The organism is Nocardioides halotolerans DSM 19273, from assembly GCF_000422805.1.
Classification (GTDB): domain Bacteria; phylum Actinomycetota; class Actinomycetes; order Propionibacteriales; family Nocardioidaceae; genus Nocardioides; species Nocardioides halotolerans.
Window position 1 is genome coordinate 444305 of the sequence record NZ_KE383922.1, and the last position, 24960, is coordinate 469264.

The window sequence follows — 24960 nt, forward strand, 5'->3', positions numbered from 1 at the left end:
CCACTGGCCGGTCGTCCCCCAGTCATTTCCCAACAACCCACGCGCCCCCGCGCAGGAGCACTAGCCTGTGACCGCCCCCCAGGGTCCGCAAGGACCCCCCGCCTTCACACCCTCGGGAGCCATCCCCATGACCGCTGCTCCCACGCGCGCCGCGCTGCCGCGGCGCGCCGCCGCCCTCGGGCTGTTCGCCACGACGCTCGCGGGCACCGCCGGACGGGCCTCCGCGGCCGACGACGACCTCGACGACCTCGACGGGTTCGCCCCGCGCAGGCACCCCGGCGCCGCGGAGCTGCTCGCACCGGCCGACCGGCACCTGGTCAGCCGGTTCTCCTACGGCATCACGCCCAGGCTCGCCAGGGACGTACGCCGCGCGGGCGGCGCCCAGCGCTGGTTCGAGCGCCAGCTGGACCCGAGGGCGATCAAGGACAAGCCGACCGACAAGATCGCGCGCTGGTGGCCGAGCCTGCACCGCAGCCCCGCCGACCTCTGGCAGCGCCAGACCGGCGGCGTCGAGGCCGGCTGGGAGGTCATGGACGACTACGCCCGGTGGGTCCTGATGCGCCGGATGACCTCGAAGCGCCAGCTGCTCGAGGTGATGACGGAGTTCTGGGAGAACCACCTGCACGTCGCCGCCGTGGGCGACCCGCAGTTCGTGCACCGCGTCGACTACGGCAACACGATCCGCAGGCACGCGCTCGGCCGCTTCGACCAGCTGCTGCGCGCCACCACGACCCACCCGGCGATGCTCATCTACCTCGACGCCGCGGAGTCGACCAAGGAGCACCCCAACGAGAATCTCGGCCGCGAGCTGCTCGAGCTTCACACCGTCGGCGCCGGTAACTACACCGAGAAGGACGTCCGCGACTCCGCGCGGATCCTCACCGGCTACTCCGTCGACTACTGGGAGACCTGGCGGGCCAAGTACAACGCCGAGGACCACTACCGCGGCAAGGTCAAGGTCAAGGGGTTCAAGGACAAGAACGGCAAGATCATCGGCAAGGCGACGACCTCCGCCTACCTGCGCTACCTGGCCCACCACCGCGACACCGCCGAGCACCTCGCGTACAAGCTGTGCGTGAAGTTCATCGACGACAAGCCCGCGAAGTCGCTGGTCCGGCACCTCGCGAAGGTCTACCTCGACAACGACACCGCGATCGTCCCCGTGCTCCGCGCGCTGGTCGCCTCGCCCGCCTTCCAGAAGGCCCACGACCGCAAGGTGCGCGACCCCGGCGAGGACCTCGTCGCGACGTACCGCGTGCTCGGGGTGAAGCTCAAGAAGCCCGTGGGCGAGGAGGCCGACGGCTCGGCGCTCCAGGCGCTGGTCTGGCAGGCCGACTCGATCGGCATCGCGCCGTTCTCGTGGGGACCGCCCAACGGCCAGCCCCTCGACAACGAGTCGTGGTCCTCACCGGCCAGGCTGATGGCCTCGATGCGTTTCCACCGGAGCGTCGCGTCCGGCTGGGCCGACGACGCGACCCACTACCGCAAGCCGCAACAGTGGCTGCCGGGCAAGCACCCGAGGTTTGACGAGGTCGTCGACCACCTCTCCCGCCAGCTGCTGCACAAGCCGGCGAGCAAGCGGCTGCTCAAGGCGTGCTGCGTCGCGGTCGACGTCAAGCCCTACGACCCGATCGACAAGGACCACGACCTGGTCCAGTGGCAGTTCCCCCGGCTGCTGACGACCATCCTCGACTCTCCCGACCACCTGAGCCGGTGACCCCCATGAGCAACCACACCCGGACCAACACCACGCGCGCCGACGGCCACTGCTGCGAGGAGTACGCCGCGATGGCCGTCTCGCGCCGTGGTCTCCTCGGCGGGGCGGCGGCGCTCGCCGGCGCCACGACGATGGTCGGTGGCGCGGTCGTCACCGCGTCCCCGGCCCGTGCCGTCAGCGCCTCGTCGGTGCTCGTGGTGCTCTCGCTGCGGGGCGCCGCCGACGGGCTCTCGCTCGTGGTGCCGTACGGCGACCCCGTCTACGAGGCCGCCCGCCCGCGGACCAAGATCCCGGCCGGCGCGCTGCTGGCCACCGACGGCTTCTTCGGGCTGCACCCCGCGATGGCCGACCTCCTGCCGAAGTGGCAGGAGGGCAAGGTCGCGGCCGTGCACGCCACCGGGCTGCCGGTCGCGAACCGGTCGCACTTCGCCGCGATGGAGGAGATGGAGGACGCCGACCCGGGCTCGCGCGAGCGGGTCGGCTGGCTCAACCGGCTGGTGAGCGGGACGCCCGGGTCCTCGCCCCTCCAGGGCTTCAGCGCCGGGACGAGCACCATCCCCACCTCGCTGGTCGGGCCGGCGCCCACGATGTCGGCCGGGCGGGTCGACGACGTGGAGCTGCCCGGCAGCGACGACGACGGACGGCGGCAGAAGTCGCTGCGGATCATGTGGGGCCGGGAGAAGACGACCCTGGGTCGCGGCATGCGGTCGACGTTCGAGGCGATCAGCGCGTTCGGCCCGGCGCAGGCGGCCGCCGACAACCGGAGCGCCTACCCGGGCAGCGGCGTCGGCCAGGCGCTGGCGACCGCGGCCCAGATCATCCGCGGCGACGTCGGCGTCGAGGTGATCACCGTCGACCAGGGCGACTGGGACATGCACACCGACATGGGCGGTCCCGACGGCGGCTGGATGCACGACAACGCCCGCGACCTCGCCCAGGCGATCGCCGCCTTCCTCGGCGACCTCGGGACCCAGGAGAGCAAGGTGACCCTGGTGACGCTGAGCGAGTTCGGCCGGCGCGTGGTCGAGAACGACAGCGGCGGCACCGACCACGGGTACGGCAACGTCATGTTCGTCGCCGGTGCCGGCGTGCGTGGCGGCTACCACGGCCGGTGGCCCGGGCTGGTCAACAGCTACGACGCGGACCTCACGGTCACGACCGACTACCGCCAGGTGCTCGCCGACATCGTCTCGAGGCGCTTCAACGCCTCGGTGGCGAAGGTGTTCCCCGGGCTGAAGTGGCAGTCCACGGGCGTCATGCTCTGACCCGGCGGCCCGGCTGTCACCAACCTGCCCATCCCGCGCGGCGCGCGGCACGACGGGTGGGTACAGGTCCAGCATGGGGGGCGTGGAGCGCGCGCCGGAACCCTCGTGGGGCGCCGCGGACGTCGTGTCGCAGTTCCGCACGGAAGGTTTCAGTGACGCCGGCGAGCAAGCCGCGCTGGTGGCGGTGGAGCGCTGGGCGCGCGGGGACGTGCTCGACGTCGGCGTCGGCGGCGGCCGCACCACCGGACTGCTCGCCGCGCGGGCCGCGTCGTACGTCGGTCTCGACCTCTCGCCCGAGATGCTCGAGCTCGCGCGGCAGCGGTTCCCCGGCGTGGACCTCCGCGAGGGCGACGCCGCCGGCCTCCGGGGGCTGCCGGACGCGGCATACGACCTCGTGGTGTTCAGCTTCAACGGCCTCGACGCGCTCGACCACGACGACCGGGGCTCGGCGCTCGCAGCGATGGCGCGGGTGGCCAGGCCGGAGGGCCGGGTGGTCTTCTCCAGCCTCAACCTCGACGGCGTGAGCTTCGACGAGCGGCCGTGGCGGGTGGCCGGGGGACTGCTGAGCCCGCGGGTGCGCTACCACCTGGCCCAGGCGGCCCGGCACCCCGGCAGCGCGCTCCGGGCGGTGCGCAACTACCGCCGCAGCCGACACCAGGCCGTCGACGGCCACGGCTGGGCGCTGCGCCCGCTCCGGGCCCACGAGTTCCGGTTCGTCGTCCACTTCGCCACGATGGAGGAGACGGTGGCCGAGGCGGCCGCCGCCGGGCTCGAGGTGCTCGCGGCGTACGCCGACGACGGCTCCGAGCTCGCCCCCACCACCCGTCGCACCGACGCCGACTACGTCCACTTCGTCTGCCGGCCCGCGCCGGGGTAACTCACCGTTCGGTCAGCTCCTCGACCGTCCTGACGGCACGGGAGCGAACCGAACGGTGAGTTACCCACCTGACGCGGCGCCGGCCCAGGTGGCAGGCTGACGCGTGTGCCAGAGCGACCCGAACCACTGACCCCGCTGGACGAGACCTGGGAGAGCGCGCTCTGCGTGGTGGCCCACCCGGACGACCTGGAGTTCGGCGCGGCGGCCGCCGTCGCCCGCTGGACCGGGCAGGGGAAGAAGGTCGTCTACTGCATGGTGACCAGCGGCGAGGCCGGCATCGACGGGATGGACCCCGACGAGTGCCGCGTCGTGCGCGAGGAGGAGCAGCGCCGGTCGGCGGCCATCGTGGGCGTCGATGTCGTGGAGTTCCTCGGCCAGCCCGACGGCGTGCTGGAGTACGGCGTTCCGCTGCGCGCGGTCATCACCGAGGTGGTGCGCCGCCACCGCCCGCAGATGGTCGTCACGGGCAACTTCCGCGACACCTGGGGCGGCGCGAACCTCAACCAGGCCGACCACATCGCCACCGGACGCGCGGTGGTCGACGCCGTGCGCGACGCCGGCAACCGGTGGATCTTCCGCGACCAGGTCGAGGGCGGTGGGCTGGAGCCGTGGGGCGGCGTCCGCGAGGTCTGGGCCTTCGGGTCGCCGCAGTCCGGCCACGCGGTGGACACGACGGACACCTTCGACGCGGGGGTCGCGTCGCTCGAGGCGCACCGCGCCTACATCGACGGTCTGGGCTGGGAGCACTTCGACAGCCGCGAGTTCCTGGAGGGCAACGCCCGGCAGGCGGGGCAGCGGCTCGGGACGGCGTTCGCCGCGCAGTTCGAGGTCTTCCCGATGGGCTGGGGTGACTGATCGGGCCACCCGAGGGCCCGCCCGGTGCCATCATGGGGGGCCTCGGACCGGTAGTTTGCACATGCCCAGTCCCGACCCGGACCCCAGGAGACTGACGTGAAGCGCATCCTCTTCGCCGCTGCGGCGGTGGCCCTCGGCCTCACCCTGCTGACCGCGTGCGGTGACGACGACGGCGGCGGCAAGGCCGGTGGCAGTGGCGACTACTGCAAGGACCTCAAGTCTGCGAAGAAGGAGGTCGACGCGCTCAAGGGCGGCGACTTCAGCGACCTCCAGAAGACCACGGACGCGATGCACCAGCTGGCCGACGAGGCTCCTGACGAGATCAAGGACGACTGGGAGACCCTGGTCAAGGGCGTCGACAAGCTCGTCGACGCGCTGAAGAAGGCCGGGCTGGACGACGACGACATGGCCGCGCTGCAGAGCGGCCAGATCCCCGACGGGGTCGACATGGCCGCGCTCCAGAGCCTGATGACCGAGATCCAGGCGCTCGACACCGAGGAGTTCCAGAAGGCGGGCGACAACATCAACAAGCACGCCAAGGACGAGTGCGGGGTCGACCTGCAGGCTTAGCGAGCGAACAGCCGACCGCGAGGAACGAGCGTCGGCGTGGGTGAGCGAAGGTTGAGCGAGCGAGCAGTCGACGCGAGGAACGAGCCTCGGCGTGGGTGAGCGAAGGTTGAGCAAGCCGCGCGGCTGAGGAACGAAGCCGCGACCGGCGAGTCGAAACCGCCGTAGGCTGTGCTGGGACTGGACCGAGTTCGGCCCCAGCCTCGGCTTTCGCGGTTTCGAGACGGTTGCTGCGCAACCTCCTCAACCAACGGCGCCCCGCAACCTCCTCAACCAACGGCGACCCTGCAGCCTCCTCAACCAACGGCGCCCTGCAACCTCCTCAACCAACGGCGCCCCGCAACCTCCTCAACCAACGGCGGCCCGCAACCTCCTCGACCACCGGCCCCGATGGCGGCATGACAGACTTCTCGGCACCGTGACGACCTCCCTGCTGCTGCTCGTGCTCGCGCTGGCACTCGTCGCGGCGTGCGGCGTGTTCGTGGCGGCGGAGTTCTCCTTCGTCACCGTCGACCGCGCCCAGGTGGAGCGAGAGGCGGCGGCCGGCGACTCGGGCGCCCAGGGGCTGCAACGGGCGCTGCGCAGCCTGTCGACGCAGCTCTCGGGCGCGCAGGTCGGCATCACCTTGACCAACCTCGCGATCGGCTTCCTCGCCGAGCCCGCGGTGTCCGACCTCATCGACGGGCCGCTCGAGAGCCTGGGCGTCCGCTCGGGGTGGGTCACCCCCGTCGCGGCGGCCACCGGGCTCGTGTTCGGCACCATCGCGACGATGATCTTCGGCGAGCTCGTGCCGAAGAACCTCGCGCTCGCCAAACCCATGGTCACCGCCCGGGCCACGCAGCGGTTCCAGCGCGGCTTCACCGCCGTCATGCGGCTGCCGATCCGGCTGCTCAACGGGTCGGCCAACGCCGTCGTACGCCGCCTCGGCATCGAGCCGCAGGAGGAGCTGCGCTCGGCCCGCAGCTCGACCGAGCTCGCCTCGCTCATCGCGCGCTCGGCGTCCGTCGGCACCCTCGACCCCGAGACGGCCGAGCTCATGGAGCGCTCGGTGGAGTTCGGCTCGCGGACGGCCGGCGAGATCATGACGCCGCGAGTGCGCACCCTGTCGCTCGACGAGAGCGACCGCGCGCTGCAGGTCATCGAGCTGGCGCGGGAGTCGGGCCACTCGCGGTTCCCGGTGCTCGACGCGGAGGACACCGTGGTCGGCACTGTGCACGTCAAGAACGCCGTCGCCCTGCCGGTGCACGAGCGGGCGACGACCCGGGTCAAGCACCTCATGGTCAAGCCCATCGTGGTGCCCGACTCGCTCCGGCTCGACCCCCTGCTGGCGCTGCTCCGCGGCGACGGCTTCCAGCTCGCGGTCGTCCTCGACGAGTACGGCGGTCACGCGGGGATCGTGACCCTCGAGGACGTGATCGAGGAGATCGTCGGCGACATCTCCGACGAGCACGACCGGCTCGGCGAGCAGGTCCAGCCCCGCCGCGACGGGTCCTGGCTCATCTCCGGGCTGCTCCGCCCCGACGAGGTCGAGGACCTCACCGGGATCGCCCTGCCGGAGAGCGAGGACTACGACACGGTCGCCGGCCTGGTCCTCCAGGTGCTGGGCCGGGTGCCCGAGGCCGGCGACATCGCCGAGGTCGCGATCGCCGAGGCTCATCCCGACGGCGACGACGGGCCGCGCGAGCGGATGGTGGCGCTGACCGTGGAGCACATGGACGGGCTCCGCGTGGACCGGCTCACCCTGCGCGTGCTCGAGCCGGACGGGACGGGCGCCGACACGACGCCGGGGGCGGAGTCGTGAGCGGCGGCACCGCGCTGGTCGTCGCGCTGCTGCTGCTGCTCGGCAACGCGTTCTTCGTGGGCGCCGAGTTCGCGCTGGTCTCGGCGCGCCGCAGCCAGATCGAGCCGCGCGTCGAGTCCGGCTCCCGCATGGCGCGCACGACGTTGCGCGCGATGGAGAACATGTCGCTGGTCATCGGGGTCAACCAGCTCGGCATCACGGTCTGCTCGCTGGTGCTGGGCGCCGTGGGTGAGCCCGCAGTCGCGCACCTGCTCGAGCCGGCGTTCGAGGCCGTCCACGTGCCGCACTCCCTGCTGCACCCGGCCTCCTTCGTCGTCGGCCTCGGGATCGTCGTCTACCTCCACGTGGTGCTCGGCGAGATGATCCCGAAGAACATCGCGCTGGCCGGACCCGACCGGGCGGCCCTGGTCCTCGGCCCGCCGATCTGGGGTGTCGTCACCGTCCTGCGACCGGTGATCGTGGTCATCAACGCGATCGCCGGGCTGATCCTGCGCCTCCTCGGCGTCCGCCTCCTCGACGAGGTGTCGTCGTCCTACACCCGCGAGGAGGTCGCCGCCCTCGTCGAGGAGTCGCGGGGGGAGGGGCTGATCCGGCCCGAGGAGTACGACCGCCTCACCGGCGCCCTCGGGTTCACCGGCAAGCCCGTGTCGACGGTGCTCATGACGCCCGACACGCTCACGACCGTGCGCCGCGGCTCCACCGCCGCCGACGTGGAGGCGCTGTGCGCCAGCACCGGCTACAGCCGGTTCCCGGTCGAGGGCGAGGACGGCGAGCTGCTCGGCTACCTGCACATCAAGGACGTCCTGGAGACCGACGAGGCCCGTCGCCAGCGCGTGATCGAGGACAAGTGGACGCGACCGTTCGCGACGGTCGCGGCCGACGACCTGCTGCACGACGCGCTCGAGACCCTGCAGCGCCGCGGCGCCCACATGGCCCGGGTGGTCGACGCCGAGGGCACCACCCTCGGCGTGGCCACCCTGGAGGACGTCATCGAGGAGCTGGTCGGCGAGATCAGGGACGCCGCGCACGAGTGAGCGCAGGGGCGCGCCCAGCGGTGGCCGCGACACGCCTCCCACTAAGGTGGCCGTGAGCCCGGGCCCCCGGGCAGGACAGCGAGTGAAGAGCAGGACTCACGTGGGCGAGGACGCGGCGCGCGACACGCGCGTGTGGACCATCCCCAACCTGCTGAGCATGGCTCGGCTGGCCGGCGTACCCCTCTTCCTGTGGCTCGTGCTCGGCCCCGAGGCGGACGGCTGGGCCCTGGTCGTGCTCATGGTCTCGGGCGCGACCGACTACGCCGACGGCTACCTGGCCCGCAAGCTCGACCAGACGACCGTGGTCGGCCAGATCCTCGACCCGGTCGCCGACCGGCTCTACATCCTCGCGGTGGTCGTGGGGCTCGCCCTGCGCGACGTGATCCCGTGGTGGCTGGCGGTCTCGCTGCCGCTGCGCGACGCGCTGATGTGGGGCCTGGTGCCGCTGCTGCGCACCCGCGGCTACAGCTCGCTGCCGGTGCACTTCCTCGGCAAGGCCGCGACGTTCAACCTGCTCTACGCCTTCCCGCTGCTGCTGCTCGGCGACGGCGACGGACTGGTGGCGCGGCTGGCCGAGGTCTTCGGCTGGGCCTTCGCGGTGTGGGGCGTCGGCCTATACTGGTGGGCCGGGGTGCTGTACGCGTGGCAGGTCTACCGCCTGCTCGCCACCACCGAGCCCCGGAAGGCCACCGCGCGGGGCGAGTAGCCGCGCGCTCAGACCATGACCACCACGACCCGGGACCCCGCCGAGCTGCCCGCACAGCTGCCCGACCGGGTGACCATGCCGCTGCTCGCCCTGGTCACCCGCGAGGCCGTGGACGAGGACTACGTCCACGCCGCGCGCAAACGTGCGGCAGCCGGGATCGCTCCGGCCGACCCGCACCGCACGCCGCTGCGGGGCGCGGCGGTGGCGACCGCGGTCTTCGGGCTGCTGATCGCGCTGGCCGCCGTGCAGACGGCGCGCAACGCCGACGTCCGCGAGGCCAGCCGTGACGCGCTCATCAACCGGATCGGGGAGCGCCAGCAGGAGGTGGCCACCCTGCGAGAGCGGCTGGGCTCGCTGCGCCGCCAGAACGACGACCTCCAGTCGACCAACTCGCGGGTCAGGGGCCAGCTGGCCGAGGCGACCGTCGAGGAGCGCACCCTGGAGCTCAGCACCGGTTTCGTGGCCGTGCGCGGACCGGGCCTGCGGTTCAACGTCTCCGACAACCCCGACGGGAGCGCCCCCGGTCGGGTCCGCGCGACCGACCTCAGGCTCCTGGTCAACGGCCTCTGGCGGGCCGGGGCCGAGGCCGTCGCGATCAACGGGCGACGCCTGAGCACGCTCTCCGCGATCGTCAACGTCGGCATCTCGATCACGGTGAACCAGTCGCCCCTCACCCCGCCGTACGTCATCTCGGCGATCGGCGACTCGCTCCCGAGCCGGCTGGAGGCGAGCACCTCGGCCGTGCAGTTCCAGGCGCTGGCCGCGCAGTTCGGCTTCGTCGTCGACCGGCAGAATGAGACCGAGCTCGTCCTCCCGGCGGCACCCGCGGCGCAGCTGCGGCTGCGCTACGCCGGGCAGGAGAGCAGGGGACCCGACAACCTGGAGGACGTGCCGTGATCGCCGTGCTGGGGCTCGTCGTCGGCATCGTGCTCGGCCTGGTGCTGCGACCCGACGTACCCCTCGCCCTCGACCCCTACCTCCCCATCGCGGTGGTCGCCGCGCTCGACGCGGTGTTCGGCGGCCTGCGCGCCTACCTCGACGGGATCTTCGACGACAAGGTCTTCGTGATCTCGTTCGTCAGCAACGTCGTCATCGCCTCGGGCATCGTGTTCCTCGGCGACAAGCTCGGCGTCGGTGGGCAGCTGTCGACGGGCGTGATCGTCGTCCTCGGCATCCGGATCTTCTCCAACGTCGCCGCCATCCGGAGACACCTCTTCCATGCCTGAGCCGGACCTCCCGTCGCGGCCGATGCCGCACCCGGAGAGCCACGCCGAGCGCGACGACGCCGCGCCGCCCGCCGAGCCGCGCGAGGACGGCCGCAGCCGGCTCTGGAGGGCGTTCGCCAGGCCGACCCGCGGCCAGGTCGTCGTCGCGGTGCTGCTCGCGCTGGTCGGCTTCGCCGGGGTCACCCAGGTGCGCAGCAACCAGGTCAACGACACCTACGCCGGGCTGCGGCAGCAGGACCTCATCGACATCCTCAACGACCTCGCCGGCACCACCCAGCGCGCGGAGGGCGAGATCCAGCGGCTGGAGGCCACCCGCGACGACCTCCAGTCCGACACCAGCGCCCGGCAGGCCGCGCTCGACGAGGCGCGGCAGCAGACGCAGGTGCTGAGCGTGCTCGCCGGCACGGTCCCGGTCCGTGGTCCGGGGGTGACGATCACGATCCGGGAAGCCTCGGGGGTGGTGCGCGTCGGACCGTTCATCGACCTGGTCCAGGCCATGCGGTCGGCCGGCGGCGAGGCGATGCAGATCAACCACGAGCTGCGGGTGGTCGCGCAGACGTCGTTCGAGGACGGCTCCGGCGGACTCGTTGTCGACGGCCGGCTGCTCGAGGCGCCGTTCACGATCGACGTCATCGGACCGCCCGACAACCTCGTCGCGGCCCTGCGGTTCCCGGACGGGCCGCAGGACGAGTTCGAGGACGACGGCGCCGAGCTGACCTTCCAGGAGCAGACCACCGTCGACGTCGAGACCACGCGCGAGCCGGTCGAGGCTGACGTCGCCCAGGCCCAGCAGTAACGTTCGTAGCCCGTCCCCGCCCTGCGCACCCTCGAGGAGACCGCGTGTACCCCGACGACCTGACCTACACCACCGAGCACGAGTGGCTGCGCCAGCCGGGGGAGCACGACGGCTCGGTGCGGGTCGGCATCACCCACTACGCCCAGGACCAGCTCGGCGACATCGTCTACGTGTCGCTGCCCGAGCTGGGCGACACCGTCGAGGCCGGGTCGACCTGCGGCGAGCTGGAGTCGACGAAGTCGGTGAGCGACGTCTACGCGCCGGTCTCCGGCGAGATCGTCGCGCGCAACGAAGCCCTCGACGCCACGCCCGAGCTGGTCAACAACGACCCGTACGGCGGCGGCTGGCTGTTCGAGGTCGTGCCGAGCGACCCGTCGCAGCTCGAGGGCCTGCTCGACGCGGCGGCGTACGAGGAGTCGCTCGGCGGCTGACGGAGCGGGCAGCCGACCGCGAGCAACGAAGCCGCGACCGCCGGGTCGGAACCACCGCCGGGAAGGCACAAGAGTCATCCCCAACACCTCGCCCGCGTCCCGGGTCACACCAACCGGGAAAGTGGTCGCCGTTCGGTCTTGTGCCCTCCGGTCCGGCTGATAGGTTCGCTGGCACCGGTGGCCTCACCCTCAACCTGAGGGTTCGAGCCGCGGTGATCCGACGAGATCCACCTACCGAGTGACCGACGACGGAGGGAGCACGCGGTGCCGTTCTGCACCAACTGCGGGCACAACAACCCGAACGACGCGCGGTTCTGCTCCCAGTGCGGCACCCGGCTCGAGACCTTCGACGACGCGCCGACCACGACGACCCCGGTGGTCCCCGGCGAGCCGTCGGGCGAGACGACCGCCAACATCCAGCTCGGCGGCGCCGGCGACCCGAGCAAGACCGAGACCGGCGACCGCGCGCTCAACCCCGTCGACGCCGCCGCCGTCGACGCCCTGCCGTCGGGCCACGCGCTGCTGGTCGTGCAGCGGGGCCCCGGGTCCGGCTCGCGGTTCCTGCTCGACGAGGACGTCGTCCGCGCGGGCCGGCACCCCGACAGCGAGATCTTCCTCGACGACGTGACGGTCTCGCGGCAGCACGCGGAGTTCCACCGGCGCGGCGACACCTTCACGGTCTCCGACGTGGGCTCGCTCAACGGCACCTACGTCAACCGCGACCGCATCGACACCGTCCAGCTGACCGACAGCGACGAGGTCCAGATCGGCAAGTACCGCCTGGTGTTCTTCTCCGGCCACGAAGGTCACTAGGTGTGACAGGGTCCCCGCCCCACGCAGCGTCGGCCGGGCGCTCCTCCGACACCTCCGCCCGGATGAACATCGGGGAGGTCCTGGAGCTGCTGCACGAGGACTTCCCGACCATCTCGATCCCCAAGATCCGCTTCCTCGAGGAGAAGGGGATCGTGACGCCCGAACGGACGTCGTCGGGCTACCGCAAGTTCTCCCACGCCGACGTCGAGCGGCTGCGCTACGCACTTCTGCTCCAGCGTGACCACCACCAGCCGCTGGCGCGGATCGTGGAGATCCTCGACGCCATCGACCGCGGCCTCGAGCCGCCACCCCTGGTCGACCTCAGCCCGACCGTGCCGGAGGTGGCGCTGTCCGCCGACGGACTGCCGAGCCCCGAGTCCTTCCGGCGGCACGACGACCTGCGGCTCTCGCGCCGTGAGCTGCTCAAGATCGCCGAGATCGACGAGGCACTGCTCGACCAGCTCGAGCAGTACGCCCTCGTGGTCCCGCGCCGCGGCACCGGCCACTACGACTCCGACGCGCTGGTGATCTGCACGACCGCCCGCGAGCTCGCCGAGTTCGGCCTCGAGCCCCGGCACCTGCGGGCGTTCAAGACCGCGGCCGACCGCGAGGTCGGGCTGGTCGAGCAGGTCCTCGCACCACGGCGGCGCGCCTCCGACCCGGCGGCCTCCGCCCGCCGCGAGGACACCGTCACCCAGCTCGCCGCGCTCTCGGTCCGGCTGCACGCCACTCTCGTCAAGACCGGCCTCCGCCGGCTCTGATACCCCCGCGAGCTTCGACCCCCAATCCGCGGCGACTGCTCGCTGCGCTCGCGGCGCCTTGCTCGCTGCACTCGCTTCGGCGCGGTCGCCGCGGCTCGGAGGCCGATCGCGGGGCGCCTCGCTGCGCTCGGAACTACCGGGTCGCTGCGCTCCCACGCTCCCATTGCGCTTTCATACCCACCCGGCTCGTCCCGGCGGGGTCGCCGCGGCTTGGGGGTCGAAGCTCGCGGGGGTGTCCAACGGCAGGGGTAGTGTTGAAAGCATGCGGGAGGTCGATGTCATGGGCGTCCGGGTCGAGATGCCGTCGAACCAGCCGATCGTGCTCCTGCGCGAGGTGACCGGCGAGCGCTACCTGCCGATCTGGATCGGTGCCGTCGAGGCCACCGCCATCGCGTTCGCGCAGCAGGGCGTCGTACCCCCTCGTCCGCTGACGCACGACCTCCTCAAGGACGTCCTCGAGGCCACCGGCAACGAGCTCGACGAGGTCCGGATCACCGAGGTCAAGGACGGCGTGTTCTTCGCGACCCTGGTCTTCGGCTCCGGCGCCGAGGTCAGCGCCCGCCCGTCGGACTCGATCGCGCTGGCCCTGCGCACCGGCTCGCGCATCTTCTGCGCCGAGGAGGTGCTCGACGAGGCCGGCCTCGCCGTGCCGGCCGAGCAGGAGGACGAGGTCGAGAAGTTCCGCGAGTTCCTCGACCAGGTGACGCCCGAGGACTTCGACGCCCACTGACGAAGGCCGACAAGACCAAATCAGCGCATTCGCGCTTGTTTGGTCGTGTTTCACGCGTGGAACCGAGCCGAATGGGCGCGATTGCGCTGGATCGGTTCGAAAGTCTCAACCTCCACATGAGGGTGAGACACACCGGGTGTCGGTCGTTGACCCGTTCGAGGGGTCGCCGTACCGTGAACTGTCCTCGTTGTAACTCCACCGATGTGGTTGTGGCCTCATGGTCGCCCCGGGCGGACTACGCTGAACGAGACCAGACCCCGTTGAGGAGATCGCGTGAACGAGCAGGACACACCCGCCGACCTGCGTGACACCGTCGACGCCGACCTGGCCGCCGAGGCGGCGCAGGAGCAGGGGCTGCTGTTCACCGACGACGTCTCGCCGCTGCCGAGCGACCTCGGCTACCGCGGCCCGACCGCGTGCAACGCGGCCGGCATCACCTACCGCCAACTCGACTACTGGGCCCGCACCGGCCTGGTCGAGCCGACCGTCCGCGGCGCCTCCGGCTCCGGTTCCCAGCGGCTCTACTCCTTCCGCGACATCTTGATCCTCAAGGTCATCAAGCGGCTGCTCGACGCCGGCATCTCGCTGCAGAACATCCGCACGGCCGTGCAGTTCCTCACCGAGCGCGGCACCGACGACCTCACCCGCGTGACGCTGATGAGCGACGGCGCCTCCGTCTACGAGTGCACCAGCAACGACGAGGTCATCGACCTGCTCCAGGGCGGACAGGGCGTGTTCGGCATCGCCATCGGCGGGGTCTGGCGCGAGATCGAGGGCACCCTCGCCGACCTGCCCAGCGAGCGCACCGTCGACACCGCCGAGCCGACCCCCGGCGACGAGCTCGCCGCCCGCCGCGCGGCCCGCAACGCTGTCTGATACCCCCGCGAGCTTCGGCCCCCAATCCGCGGCGACGTTCGCTGGCGCTCACGGGCGCCTCGCTCGCTGCACTCGCTTCGGCGCAGTCGCCGCGGCTCGGAGGCCGATCGCGGGGCGCCTCGCTGCGCTCGGAACTACCGGGTCGCTGCGCTCCCACGCTCCCATTGCGCTTTCATACCCACCCGGCTCGTCCCGGCGGGGTCGCCGCGGCTCGGAGGCCGATCGCGGGGCGCCTCGCTGCGCTCGGAACTACCGGGTCGCTGCGCTCCCACGCTCCCATTGCGCTTCACACCCGCACTCTGTACGCGCCAACTACTGCCCGCGAGCGTCGCGATCCGCGTGCGCCACGGGGCGACGGGTACGATGGCCACGCTGACCATCCCGCACGGGAGAGTCTCCGGACGACCTGCACACCAGGGCCGACCGGAGCGCCGAAGGGGCAATTCCTCCCCGGAACCTCTCAGGCGCCAAGGACCATGCGGGCCAGGCAACTCTGAAGCACCGACGCCGGAGCGACAGAGGGGGAGGGCACCAGACGTACCCGTCCTGAGGAGCCCACCCCGTGTCAGACCACCCCTCGCTCACCGAGCTCGACGCCGCGCTGCCCTTCGTCGACCGGCACATCGGGCTGCGGCCCGCCGACGTCGAGGCGATGCTCTCGCGGCTCGGGTTCGCCTCGCTCGACGCGCTCATGGAGGCCGCGGTGCCCGGTGGCATCCGCGCCGGCGCCGAGCTCGAGCTGCCGCCGGCGCAGACCGAGGACGCCGTCGCGCGCGAGCTGCGCGCGATCGCCGCGGAGAACACGCCGGGCGAGCCGATGATCGGGCTGGGCTACCACGCCACGATCACGCCGCCCGTGATCCGGCGCAACGTGCTCGAGGACCCGAGCTGGTACACCGCCTACACGCCCTACCAGCCCGAGATCTCGCAGGGCCGGCTCGAGGCGCTGATCAACTTCCAGACCGTCATCGGCGACCTCACCGGCCTGCCGACCGCCAATGCGAGCCTGCTCGACGAGGGCACGGCCGCCGCGGAGGCGATGACGCTCGTACGCCGCGCGAACCGCAAGGCCACCGGGCCGTTCGTCGTCGACAGCGACGCGCTGCCGCAGACGATCGAGGTGGTGCGCACCCGCGCCGCAGCGATGGGCATCGACGTCGTCGTGGCCGACCTGGCGGACGGGCTGCCCGACGGCGAGGTGTGCGGCGTGCTGCTGCAGTACCCCGGCGCGTCGGGGCGGGTCCTCGACCCGCGCGAGCTCGCGGAGGACGTCTCCGCGCGCGGCGGGATGCTCGTCGTCGCCGCCGACCTGCTCGCGCTCACGCTGCTCGAGGCCCCGGGCGCCCTCGGCGCCGACGTGGTGGTCGGCTCGAGCCAGCGCTTCGGCGTACCGCTGTTCTACGGCGGACCGCACGCCGGCTACATGGCGGTCGCGGCCGGACTCGAGCGGCACCTCCCGGGCCGGCTGGTCGGGGTGTCGGTCGACGCCGAGGGGCGTCCGGCGTACCGCCTCGCCCTCCAGACCCGCGAGCAGCACATCCGCCGCGACAAGGCCACGTCCAACATCTGCACCGCTCAGGTGCTGCTCGCGGTCGTCGCCTCGATGTACGCCGTCTACCACGGCCCGGAGGGGCTCCGGGCGATCGCCGCCCGCACCCACCGCTACGCCGCCGTGCTCGCGGCCGCGCTGCGCGACGCGGGCGTCGAGGTCGCGCACGAGAAGTTCTTCGACACCCTGACCGTGCGGGTCCCCGGTCGCGCCGACGAGGTCGTCGCCGCCGCGCACGCCCTGGGGGTCCAACTGCGGCCGGTCGACGCGGACACCGTCGGGATCTCCACCTCCGAGGCCACCACGCGCGAGACGCTCGGCCGCGTGCTGCGGGCCTTCGGCGTCGACGGCGTCGACCTCGACGCGGTCGACCAGGCGACCGGCGACGGGCTGCCCGACGAGCTGCGCCGCACGACGCCCTACCTCACCCACGAGGTGTTCACGAGCCACCACAGCGAGACCCAGATGCTGCGCTACCTGCGCCGGCTCTCGGCCCGCGACTACGCGCTCGACCGCGGCATGATCCCGCTCGGCTCGTGCACGATGAAGCTCAACGCGACCACGGAGATGGAGCCGGTCTCGCTGCCCGGCTTCGCCGACCTGCACCCCTTCGCGCCCGCCGAGGACGCCGCGGGCTACCGCCGCCTCGTCGACCAGCTCGAGGGCTGGCTGGCCGAGGTGACGGGCTACGACCGCGTCTCCATCCAGCCGAACGCCGGCTCGCAGGGCGAGCTGGCCGGGCTGCTGGCGATCCGCGGCTACCACCGCGCGAACGGCGACCTCGCGCGCGACGTGTGCCTGATCCCGTCGTCGGCGCACGGCACCAACGCCGCGTCCGCGGTGATGGCCGGGATGCGCGTGGTCGTGGTCAAGGCCGCCGACGACGGCGCGGTCGACCTCGACGACCTCCGCGCGCAGTGCGAGAAGCACGCCGACGCGCTGGCCGCGATCATGGTGACCTACCCGTCGACGCACGGCGCCTACGAGGACACGATCACCGAGCTGTGCCGGATCGTCCACGACCACGGCGGGCAGGTCTACGTCGACGGCGCGAACCTCAACGCGCTGCTGGGCTTCGCCAAGCCCGGCGAGTTCGGCGGCGACGTGTCCCACCTCAACCTGCACAAGACGTTCTGCATCCCGCACGGCGGCGGCGGCCCCGGCGTGGGCCCGGTGGCGGTGCGCGAGCACCTGGCGCCGTACCTGCCCTCGCACGGCATGCACCCCGAGGCCGACCGCCGCGAGGGCATCGGCCCGATCAGCGCGGCGCCGTACGGCTCGGCGGGCATCCTGCCGATCTCGTGGGCCTACATCCGGCTGATGGGCGGCGCCGGGCTGACCCGGGCCACCGCGGCCGCGGTGCTCAGCGCCAACTACGTCGCCGCCCGGCTGGGTGAGCACTTCCCGGTGCTCTACCGCGGCCACGGCGGCCTGGTGGCCCACGAGTGCATCCTCGACGTGCGCGGGCTCACCAAGGACACCGGCGTGACCGTCGACGACGTCGCCAAGCGGCTCATCGACTACGGCTTCCACGCGCCGACGATGTCCTTCCCCGTGGCCGGCACCCTGATGGTCGAGCCGACCGAGTCGGAGGACCTCGCGGAGATCGACCGGTTCTGCGACGCGATGATCGCGATCAAGGCCGAGGTCGACCGGGTCGCGGCGGGGGAGTGGAGCGCCGAGGAGTCGCCGCTGCGCGGCGCCCCGCACACCACGCGGGCGCTGGCGGGCGAGTGGGACCGCGCCTACGACCGCGACCTCGCGGTCTTCCCGACCGGACCGGACCCCGACAAGTACTGGCCGCCCGTGGCCCGCATCGACCAGGCCTACGGCGACCGCAACCTGGTCTGCGCGTGCCCGCCGCTGGAGGCGTTCGCCGAGCAGTCCTGACCCGCCGGAGGCGTCAGGGCTGGCGGATGCCCTGCACGTGGCCGCGACCCACCTCGTCGCCGCTGCCGCGCGGGGTCATGACGAACGCGAACCACGAGATCTTGGAGTAGCGGGTCGAGACGACCCTGGACGACTTCTTCGGGATCCGGACGTCGCCCTCGGCGTCATCCTGGGAGTAGTCGCCGTAGACCAGGCGGATCCGGAACGGCGCGCCGTTGGTGACCCGCAGCCGGCCCGGGTGCCCGGCGATCTTGCGCACCGTGATGCGTGGCAGCTTCTGCACCGTGAGCGTGACCGTGCCGGGTGTGGCCGAGGTGCCGTCGCACGCGAAGTAGGTGAACGTGTAGGTGCCGGGCGCGGTGCCCCGGCGTGCGGTGAGGTAGAAGTCCTTCTGGTCCTCGAACACGTCGACCCGGATCCCGGGGTAGTGCTCGGGACCCCGCGCGCAGATGCGCAGGCGGTCGCCCTCGGCGTCGGTGTCGTTGCGCAGCGGCCGCAGCGCGGCGAGGTTGCCGGGGAAGGTCTGCACGGTGTCGGGCGCCGTCACCGGTGCGGCACCACCTCTGGGGGCGGCGGGGGTGGCGGAGGCGGCGGGGACGACCAGGGTCAGGCAGAGCGCTGCCGCCGGGCCGAGGACGCGCCAGGACTGGCGCGTCACGCCGGGCGGCGCCACCTGCCGGCCAGCGCGGCACCGAGCAGCAGGCCGGTCACCGCGGGGTAGAGGACGACGGCGGCGCCGACCAGGCCGAAGCTGGTGTGGTCCCAGATCTCGGGCAGGTCGTTGGCGCGGTCGACGTACGACGCGTGGTCGAGCACGATCCACGCGCACGGCCCGGCGCCGAGGACGAGCCCGGCGAGGAGTGGCCCCAGACCGGAGATCCGGGCGGCCGCCGCGGCCACGAAGAGGCACCCCGCGGCGATCGCGCACGCGATCATCACCTGGTCGGAGACCGCGCCGCCCTGGTAGGCGGTGAGGTCGGGGCCGAGCGTGCGGTAGAAGCCGTAGTCGACGGCGCCGTAGGCCCCGATGACGCCGAGGAACGACAGCAGCACGCTCGAGGCGTGCCGATTGCCGCCGAGGCCGCGCCGCGGGCGGGGCGCGACGGGATCCGGCTCCTCGGTCTGGCGCTGGATCGGCTGGGTGACCGGCTCGTCGAGAGGGTGGACCTGCTCCTGCTCGGCCTGGTGCTCGGTGGCCTCGTCCATGGTTGCCTCCATGATCCGAAAGTACGCCGGTCGAGGCCCTCGATGGCGCTACTGCGCCGGCGACACGCTCGACATGTTGAAGTCGGGGATCCGCAGCGCGGGGGTCGCCGTGCGCGAGAAGTAGTCGTCTCCCCACTCGCGGCTGAAGCTCGGCACGGTCGCCGAGGCGTGCGTGAACCGGCGCAGCAGGTCGATCGGGCTCTCGTTCCACCGGAAGTTGTTGACCGCGGCGGTGATCTCGCCGTTCTCGACGAGGTAGACGCCGTCGCGCGTCAGCCCCGTCAGCAGCAGCGTCTGCGGGTCGACCTCGCGGATGTACCACAGGCAGGTCAGCAGCAGACCGCGCTCGGTGCCGGCGACGAGGTCCTCGATCGACCCGGACCCGCCGTCGACGTCGAGCACGAGGTTGTCGACGGCAGAGGTGACGGGCTGCTGGGTCATGGCGGCGGTGTGGCGCGTCTGGCGCAGCGCGGTGAGCTCGCCGCCGCGGATCCAGTCGGTGCGGGAGAGCTCGAGGCCGTTGTCGAAGACCGAGCTTTCGTTGCCGGAGGCGGCGGCCATCGCGAACGGCGCGCACTCCAGGCCGGCGTACGCCGGGTCGGAGTAGAGCGTCACGTCCGGCCGGACGACGTCCTCGCCGATGCGGGTGCCGGTCGGGCGCCGGCTGTAGACCGACTGGCCCTCCCACGCGTTGCGGGCGCCGGCCTCCCAGTAGGCGTAGATCATCAGGTCGGAGACCGCCGTCGGCGGCAGGATCGTGTCGTAGCGACCCGCCTCGAGATCGACCCGGCGCTTGCCCCAGGCGAGCCGCTGGGCGAGCTCCTCGTCGGCGGCCAGCGGGTCGATGTCGCTGAAGTCGCGGGTGGCGCGGCCCACCCACGCGCTGTTGGTGAGGTCGGCGGTCTTGCCGGTGCACGCGAAGTGGCCCGTCGGCTGGGCGTGGCGCAGTCGCAGCCCCGTGGTCGAGCCGAGGTAGGTCGTCGCCATCTCGTGGTTGACGAAGCCGTAGAGGACGCGGCCCGCGGCCCGGGCACGCCCGAAGGCCTCGCCCAGCGCCGGGGCCACCTCGTCGTAGACCTCGATGCCGGTGCTGGCCGGCTCGTCGGCCCAGTCGGGCGACGTGCGGTCGCCGAGGAGCTCCTGGACGTCCTCGGCGGGGGCGGCTGCCCGCGCCGCGGCGTCGGCGGCCCGGACCAGCTCGTCGACCTCGGCCTGGGTGGTCGCGCTGCCGGACACCGACCCGACCGTGACCCCACCGGACTGCTTCACGAACGAGACGATCGAGACGTGCAGGCCGTGCATCACGCCGTTGGTCGTCAGCGTGTTGTTGGCCCAGCGCAGGTTGGCGCTGGTCGTGTCGCGCACGATCGCCACGCAGTCGTCGGCCATCGACGCCGCCAGGGCGTGCTCGACCAGCGACTGGGGGCTGGTGCCGTGCGGCCTCGAGGACGTCGTCATCGCGGTCATCGCCCGCTCTCCTGGGTGGTGTTGAGGATGCGGATGTCGCGGAACAGGGACGTGGGGCAGCCGTGGCTGACCGCGGCGACCTGGCCGGGCTGGGCCTTGCCGCAGTTGAAGGCGCCGCCGAGGACCCACGTCTGCGGCCCGCCGACGGCCTCCATCGCGCCCCAGAAGTCCGTGGTCGTGGCCTGGTAGGCGGCGTCGCGGACCTGCCCGGTGAGCTCGCCGTGGGTGATCTTGTAGAAGCGCTGGCCGGTGAACTGGAAGTTGAACCGCTGCATGTCGATCGACCACGAGCGGTCGCCGACGACGTAGAGGCCGTGCTCGACCTGGCCGATCAGCTCCTCGGTACTCGGCCCGTCGGCGGCCGGCTGCAGCGAGACGTTCGCCATCCGCTGGATCGGGATGTGGCCGGGAGAGTCGGCGTACGCGCAGCCGTTGGAGCGGCCACCGTTGAGTTCCGGCTTCATCGCTCCCATGGGCCGGTCGAGCTGGTAGCCGACGAGCACACCGTCGCGCACGATGTCCCAGCTCTGGGTCTCGACGCCCTCGTCGTCGTAGCCGATGGTCGAGAGACCGTGCTCGACGGTGCGGTCGCCGGTGACGTTCATGACGCGGGAGCCGTACTGCAGCGTGTTGAGCTTGTCGTAGGTCGCGAACGAGGTGCCGGCGTAGTTGGCCTCGTAGCCCAGCGCGCGGTCCAGCTCGGTGGCGTGGCCGATCGACTCGTGGATGGTCAGCCACAGGTTGGAGGGGTGGATGACCAGGTCGTAGCGGCCCGCCTCGATGGTCGGCGCCTTGAGCTTCTCGGCCAGCAGCTCGGGGATCTCGTCGAGCTCGGAGTCCCAGTCGTAGATGCCGGTGGTGAGGTACTCCCAGCCGCGGCCGGCCGGCGGAGCGATGGTCCGCATCGAGTCGAAGGTGTCGGCGCCCGCCCCCATGGCCTGGGCCTCGGGATCCAGGCGGACGCGCTGCTGCGTGGTCGCCGTGCCGGTCAGGTCGGCGTAGTACTTGTTCTCCTGCACCTGCCCGACCGAGGCCGTGGCGTGGTCGACCGCCGCACCCTGCCGGAGCCGCTCGGTCCAGTCGATGAGCAGGGCGGCCTTCTCCGCGATCGGCACGTCGAACGGATTGACGTCGTACGACGACACCCAGGTCACGTCGGCGTGCACCGGCTCGGGAGCGATCTCCACCGGCGTGCTGGTCATCTCGGCGGCCACGGACGCGACGGCGACGGCGGTCTCGGCGACCCGGCGCGCCTCGTCGGCGGTCAGCACCACCCCGGAGGCGAACCCCCACGAGCCCCGGTGGATGACCCGCACGGCGAACCCGACGTCGTCGGCGTCGAGAGCCGTCTGGAGCACCCCGTCGCGGGCGGCGAGGTGCTGGTGCCGGATCCGCTCGAAGCGGAAGTCAGCGTGGCTGGCACCGAGCTCCTCCGCCCGGCCGAGGGCGACGGCCCCGAGCTCGCGGTAGGGGAGGGCGGTGAAGGTCGGATCGATCTCCGGCATGGAGCCAACCTAACCGGGCTCTACCCTTGCGCTCATGTCGGTTACCTGGCTCGGCATCGGGGCCCAGCGCAGCGGGACCACCTGGTTCACCGATCTGCTCACCCAGCACCCCGAGGTCGGGCTCGGCACGAACGGCAAGAAGGAGCAGCACCTCCTGCACAAGGTCGCCGACGGGGTGCTGCCGGCCGGGGACTACCTCGACCTGTTCCCCGACGACGGCGTGCGCCGGGGCGAGTGGACGCCGCAGTACCTCCGCCACGCCTCGGTGCCCGCCGCCGCGGCCCGGCTGGTGCCTGATGCGCCGGTGCTGGTGCTGCTGCGCGACCCCGTCGAGCGCTTCCGGTCCGCGATGCGGCTCGCCGCGACCCGGGCGGCCGCGGGCAACCCGTCGCCGTGGCCCTACCCGGTGCCGATCACGATGCAGACCTTCACCGGCTTCTACGCCGACCAGCTGGCCGCTTGGGCCGACGCGGTCGGCCGCGAGCGGATGGTCGTCATGGTCTACGAGCAGGTCCGCCGGGCTCCCGAGTCGTATGTCGCGGACGTGTGGCGCCGCCTCGGTCTCGACCCGGCGCCGCTGGCCGGCGTCGGCGAGGCCTCGGGCTCGAGCTCGCGTGCCGACTGGGACTGGCCCGACGGCCTCCAGGAGTCGCTGCGCGTGATGTACCGTCCCCAGCTCGCCCGCCTGGAGTCCGACTGGGGCCTCGACCTGTCGGAGTGGTCCGCAACGCGCTGAGGACGAAGCTCACCCGTCCGGCAGCCTCAGACCCGGCCGAGCGCGGTCCAGGTCCACGCAGTGACGTCCTGGGGGCCGTCGGGCATGCCGGAGCGGATCAGGTCCTTGAGCTCGGCGACCTGGTCGGGGGTGCGGCTGGCGAGGTAGTCGCCGACCGAGCCGGCAGGTTCCTCGAACGGCGCCCACCAGTCGTCGAAGGACTCGAGGCGGATCGTCACCGAGAGCTCGCCGCCCTCGACGTCGACGAGGCCGGCCTCGCCGAAGACGCGCTCGAGGTCGCCCTCGCGGGAGCCGACCGACAGGCGGTCGCCGTCGGCCCGCTGCTGGGGGTCGAGCTCGTCGACCGCGGCCCAGAACGGCGTCAGCGGACCGCGCCCGCCGCCGTGGTCCCAGACGCAGGCGGCCACCGAGCCGCCCGGTCGGGTCACGCGCGCCATCTCGGCGATGCCGCGCACGGGGTCCTTCATGAAGTGCACGACCAGCTGGGCGTACGACGCGCCGTAGGAGCCGTCGTCGTAGGGCAGGTCCTCGGCGGCGCCCTGCCGCACGTCGACGCCCGGGCACCGGTCTCGGGCCGCCGCGACGAAGCCGGGTGTGGGGTCGATCGCGTCGACGCGCACGGCGCCGTGGCGGCGCACCAGCTCGGCGGTCAGCACGCCCGGGCCGCAGCCGACGTCGAGGACGCGGCCCCCGGGCTCGCCCGCGAGGTCGGCGAACCGCGGCGCCAGCGGCTCGGAGAAGCGACCCATGAACCGCGCGTAGGCGCCGGCGTCACCGAAGGCCATCCGCCAACTCTAGGCCTCTTTGCCGAGGTCGTCCTCTGCCCAGAGGTGCTGCTCGGCGTCGGCCTCGACGAGCTCGGCGACGCTCGGCACGGGCCGCGCCAGCTCGGGCGCCTGCGGCTCGCGCACGGCCGCCTCGAGGGGCTGGACCGGGGCGAGGTCGCCCTCGCTGACCTGGAGGTCGCGGAACCGGCGCGCCGAGACCATCACCCGGGACTCCACGGTGCCGACGGTCTCGTTGTAGGCGTTGACCGAGGAGGTGAGCGCGCGGCCGAGCTTGTCGAACTTGGCGCCCATCTGGCCGAGCCGCTCGTGCAGCTCGCGACCGAGCTTGAAGACCTCGGCGGCCTTGTCGGCCAGGGCGGCCTGCTTCCAGCCGTAGGAGATGGCGCGGAGCATGCCGATCAGCGTCGTCGGGGTCGCGATGACGACGTCCTTCTTCACGGCGTACTCGTAGAGGTCGGGCATCTGCTCGAGCGCCGCGGAGAAGAACTCTTCGCTGGGCAGGAAGAGGACCACGAACTCGGGCGACTCGGCGGCCTTCCAGTACTGCTTGGAGGAGAGCTGGTCGACGTGGGTGCGCACGTGGCGGGCGAACTGCAGGAGGTGCTGCGCCTTCTGGCCGTCGTCCTCGCTGCCGGCGGCGTCGAGGAACGCGCTGAGCGGCACCTTGGAGTCGACGAACACGTGCTTGCCGTCGGCGAGGTTGACCCGCATGTCGGGCCGCTGGGTGCCGTCGTCGGACTGGGTCGTGACCTGGAGGTCGAAGTCGCAGCGCTCGACCATGCCGGACAGGCGGGCGACGTTCTTGAGCGTCGTCTCGCCCCACGAGCCGCGCACCTGCGGCTTGCGCAGCGCGTTGACGAGGGTGGCGGCCTCGCGGCGCATGGCCTCGCCGGCGTCGCGCACGGTGCGGACCTGGGAGCGCATCTCGGTCGCGATCTGGACGCGCTCCTTCTCGACGTCGGTGAGCCGGGCCTGGAACTCCTTGAGGCTGGCTGCCACCGGTGCGAGCAGCTGCTCGGTCGCCTGCATCCGCTGCTGGGCCGCGGTGTCGACCGAACGGCGCTGCTGCTCGGCGACCTCGTGGGAGAGCAGGCGGAACTGCTCGACCATGGCCTGCCGCCCGGCCTCGACCTCCTCGGCGCGCGCCAGGGCGGCGTCGCGCTGGGTGAGGGCGACGGCGACGTCGGCCTCGGCCCGCGCGGCGGCGACGCGCGAGTCGGCGAGCTCCTGGTGGACCTGCGCCAGCTCGCGGGGGTCTGCGCCCGTCGAGAGGCGCCGCCCGACCAGCACGCCGAGCCCCAGGCCGACGGCCAGGGCGAGGAGGAAGACGATCGCGGTGGTCATGCACGCATCGTCACCCAGAC

General features: G+C 72.3%; 24 protein-coding genes and 1 riboswitch. Of the genes, 18 read left to right on the forward strand and 6 right to left on the reverse strand.

Going from position 1 to position 24960, the window contains the following annotated elements:
• The first annotated feature begins 127 nt into the window (after positions 1-127).
• From G514_RS29260 to gcvP, 17 genes are all read left to right on the forward strand, one after another.
• On the forward strand, positions 128-1717 hold the full coding sequence (locus tag G514_RS29260; RefSeq protein ID WP_051247417.1) for a DUF1800 domain-containing protein: 1590 nt from the start codon (positions 128-130) through the stop codon (positions 1715-1717).
• A gap of 5 nt (positions 1718-1722) precedes the next feature.
• Positions 1723-2982 carry a DUF1501 domain-containing protein gene (locus G514_RS0112755; RefSeq protein ID WP_028652054.1) on the forward strand — a complete coding sequence of 420 codons (1260 nt, stop codon included), beginning with the start codon at positions 1723-1725 and terminating at the stop codon, positions 2980-2982.
• 82 nt (positions 2983-3064) lie between these two features.
• Positions 3065-3859 (forward strand): class I SAM-dependent methyltransferase, encoded by a 795-nt coding sequence (locus tag G514_RS26590; RefSeq protein WP_051247419.1) that lies wholly within the window; start codon positions 3065-3067, stop codon positions 3857-3859.
• 105 nt (positions 3860-3964) lie between these two features.
• Positions 3965-4714 (forward strand): PIG-L deacetylase family protein, encoded by a 750-nt coding sequence (locus tag G514_RS0112765; RefSeq protein ID WP_028652055.1) that lies wholly within the window; start codon positions 3965-3967, stop codon positions 4712-4714.
• A 96-nt stretch (positions 4715-4810) separates the two neighbouring features.
• On the forward strand, positions 4811-5284 hold the full coding sequence (locus G514_RS0112770; protein ID WP_028652056.1) for a hypothetical protein: 474 nt from the start codon (positions 4811-4813) through the stop codon (positions 5282-5284).
• Positions 5285-5699: 415 nt separating this feature from the next.
• Positions 5700-7082, forward strand: a complete 1383-nt coding sequence (locus tag G514_RS26595; RefSeq protein WP_036564646.1) for a hemolysin family protein — start codon at positions 5700-5702, stop codon at positions 7080-7082.
• Complete coding sequence (locus tag G514_RS0112780) at positions 7079-8116, forward strand: hemolysin family protein (protein ID WP_028652057.1); 1038 nt, start codon at positions 7079-7081, stop codon at positions 8114-8116. The genes G514_RS26595 and G514_RS0112780 overlap by 4 nt, the downstream gene beginning before the upstream one ends.
• A gap of 82 nt (positions 8117-8198) precedes the next feature.
• Complete coding sequence (gene clsA, locus G514_RS0112785; RefSeq protein WP_281167617.1) at positions 8199-8822, forward strand: cardiolipin synthase ClsA; 624 nt, start codon at positions 8199-8201, stop codon at positions 8820-8822.
• A 15-nt stretch (positions 8823-8837) separates the two neighbouring features.
• A complete protein-coding gene (locus G514_RS29265) occupies positions 8838-9719 on the forward strand; it encodes a DUF881 domain-containing protein (RefSeq protein WP_051247420.1) in 882 nt (293 codons plus the stop codon).
• Positions 9716-10048 (forward strand): small basic family protein, encoded by a 333-nt coding sequence (locus G514_RS0112795; protein WP_028652059.1) that lies wholly within the window; start codon positions 9716-9718, stop codon positions 10046-10048. The genes G514_RS29265 and G514_RS0112795 overlap by 4 nt, the downstream gene beginning before the upstream one ends.
• Positions 10041-10844 carry a DUF881 domain-containing protein gene (locus G514_RS26605; protein ID WP_245582192.1) on the forward strand — a complete coding sequence of 268 codons (804 nt, stop codon included), beginning with the start codon at positions 10041-10043 and terminating at the stop codon, positions 10842-10844. The genes G514_RS0112795 and G514_RS26605 overlap by 8 nt, the downstream gene beginning before the upstream one ends.
• Before the next feature lie 44 nt (positions 10845-10888).
• Positions 10889-11275: a glycine cleavage system protein GcvH gene (gene gcvH, locus G514_RS0112805; RefSeq protein ID WP_028652060.1), complete on the forward strand. Its 387-nt coding sequence runs from the start codon at positions 10889-10891 to the stop codon at positions 11273-11275.
• A 264-nt stretch (positions 11276-11539) separates the two neighbouring features.
• Complete coding sequence (locus tag G514_RS0112810) at positions 11540-12088, forward strand: double zinc ribbon and FHA domain-containing protein (protein WP_028652061.1); 549 nt, start codon at positions 11540-11542, stop codon at positions 12086-12088.
• A gap of 2 nt (positions 12089-12090) precedes the next feature.
• Positions 12091-12849 carry a transcriptional regulator FtsR gene (gene ftsR / locus G514_RS0112815; RefSeq protein ID WP_245582193.1) on the forward strand — a complete coding sequence of 253 codons (759 nt, stop codon included), beginning with the start codon at positions 12091-12093 and terminating at the stop codon, positions 12847-12849.
• 262 nt (positions 12850-13111) lie between these two features.
• A complete protein-coding gene (locus G514_RS0112820; protein ID WP_028652063.1) occupies positions 13112-13579 on the forward strand; it encodes a bifunctional nuclease family protein in 468 nt (155 codons plus the stop codon).
• 300 nt (positions 13580-13879) lie between these two features.
• A complete protein-coding gene (locus G514_RS0112825) occupies positions 13880-14455 on the forward strand; it encodes a MerR family transcriptional regulator (protein WP_028652064.1) in 576 nt (191 codons plus the stop codon).
• Positions 14456-14831: 376 nt separating this feature from the next.
• Positions 14832-14942: riboswitch (glycine riboswitch) on the forward strand.
• Positions 14943-15017: 75 nt separating this feature from the next.
• Positions 15018-17894: an aminomethyl-transferring glycine dehydrogenase gene (gcvP, locus tag G514_RS0112830; RefSeq protein WP_028652065.1), complete on the forward strand. Its 2877-nt coding sequence runs from the start codon at positions 15018-15020 to the stop codon at positions 17892-17894.
• Positions 17895-17907: 13 nt separating this feature from the next.
• On the opposite strand, the gene G514_RS0112835 is transcribed toward gcvP, so the two are convergent.
• The 4 genes from G514_RS0112835 to G514_RS0112850 are packed head-to-tail and all read right to left on the reverse strand — an operon-like array spanning position 17908 to position 22072.
• Complete coding sequence (locus tag G514_RS0112835) at positions 17908-18552, reverse strand: Ig-like domain-containing protein (RefSeq protein ID WP_157544772.1); 645 nt, start codon at positions 18550-18552, stop codon at positions 17908-17910.
• Positions 18549-19112: a hypothetical protein gene (locus G514_RS0112840; RefSeq protein ID WP_157544774.1), complete on the reverse strand. Its 564-nt coding sequence runs from the start codon at positions 19110-19112 to the stop codon at positions 18549-18551. Before G514_RS0112840 ends, G514_RS0112835 begins: the two co-directional genes overlap by 4 nt.
• Before the next feature lie 36 nt (positions 19113-19148).
• Positions 19149-20567, reverse strand: a complete 1419-nt coding sequence (locus G514_RS0112845) for a metallopeptidase TldD-related protein (protein WP_245582194.1) — start codon at positions 20565-20567, stop codon at positions 19149-19151.
• A complete protein-coding gene (locus tag G514_RS0112850) occupies positions 20564-22072 on the reverse strand; it encodes a TldD/PmbA family protein (RefSeq protein WP_028652069.1) in 1509 nt (502 codons plus the stop codon). The genes G514_RS0112845 and G514_RS0112850 overlap by 4 nt, the downstream gene beginning before the upstream one ends.
• Positions 22073-22106: 34 nt before the next feature.
• Here G514_RS0112850 and G514_RS0112855 point away from each other — a divergent pair, with 34 nt between their 5' ends.
• Positions 22107-22808 (forward strand): sulfotransferase family protein, encoded by a 702-nt coding sequence (locus tag G514_RS0112855; RefSeq protein ID WP_028652070.1) that lies wholly within the window; start codon positions 22107-22109, stop codon positions 22806-22808.
• 26 nt (positions 22809-22834) lie between these two features.
• Here G514_RS0112855 and G514_RS0112860 read toward each other — a convergent pair whose 3' ends face one another.
• A complete protein-coding gene (locus G514_RS0112860) occupies positions 22835-23593 on the reverse strand; it encodes a class I SAM-dependent methyltransferase (protein ID WP_028652071.1) in 759 nt (252 codons plus the stop codon).
• A 9-nt stretch (positions 23594-23602) separates the two neighbouring features.
• Positions 23603-24940 carry a DNA recombination protein RmuC gene (locus G514_RS26610; protein ID WP_051247421.1) on the reverse strand — a complete coding sequence of 446 codons (1338 nt, stop codon included), beginning with the start codon at positions 24938-24940 and terminating at the stop codon, positions 23603-23605.
• Positions 24941-24960: the final 20 nt, after the last annotated feature.

Bases quoted from the DNA above. Each gene is read 5' to 3' on its own strand.
- G514_RS29265 (WP_051247420.1), top strand. From the start codon at position 8,838: ATGACCACCACGACCCGGGACCCCGCCGAGCTGCCCGCACAGCTGCCC.
- G514_RS0112845 (WP_245582194.1), bottom strand. From the start codon at position 20,567: ATGACCGCGATGACGACGTCCTCGAGGCCGCACGGCACCAGCCCCCAG.
- G514_RS0112755 (WP_028652054.1), top strand. From the start codon at position 1,723: ATGAGCAACCACACCCGGACCAACACCACGCGCGCCGACGGCCACTGC.
- G514_RS0112820 (WP_028652063.1), top strand. From the start codon at position 13,112: ATGCGGGAGGTCGATGTCATGGGCGTCCGGGTCGAGATGCCGTCGAAC.
- G514_RS0112855 (WP_028652070.1), top strand. From the start codon at position 22,107: ATGTCGGTTACCTGGCTCGGCATCGGGGCCCAGCGCAGCGGGACCACC.
- G514_RS0112860 (WP_028652071.1), bottom strand. From the start codon at position 23,593: ATGGCCTTCGGTGACGCCGGCGCCTACGCGCGGTTCATGGGTCGCTTC.
- G514_RS0112840 (WP_157544774.1), bottom strand. From the start codon at position 19,112: ATGGAGGCAACCATGGACGAGGCCACCGAGCACCAGGCCGAGCAGGAG.
- G514_RS0112850 (WP_028652069.1), bottom strand. From the start codon at position 22,072: ATGCCGGAGATCGATCCGACCTTCACCGCCCTCCCCTACCGCGAGCTC.
- G514_RS29260 (WP_051247417.1), top strand. From the start codon at position 128: ATGACCGCTGCTCCCACGCGCGCCGCGCTGCCGCGGCGCGCCGCCGCC.
- G514_RS26605 (WP_245582192.1), top strand. From the start codon at position 10,041: ATGCCTGAGCCGGACCTCCCGTCGCGGCCGATGCCGCACCCGGAGAGC.
- G514_RS26610 (WP_051247421.1), bottom strand. From the start codon at position 24,940: ATGACCACCGCGATCGTCTTCCTCCTCGCCCTGGCCGTCGGCCTGGGG.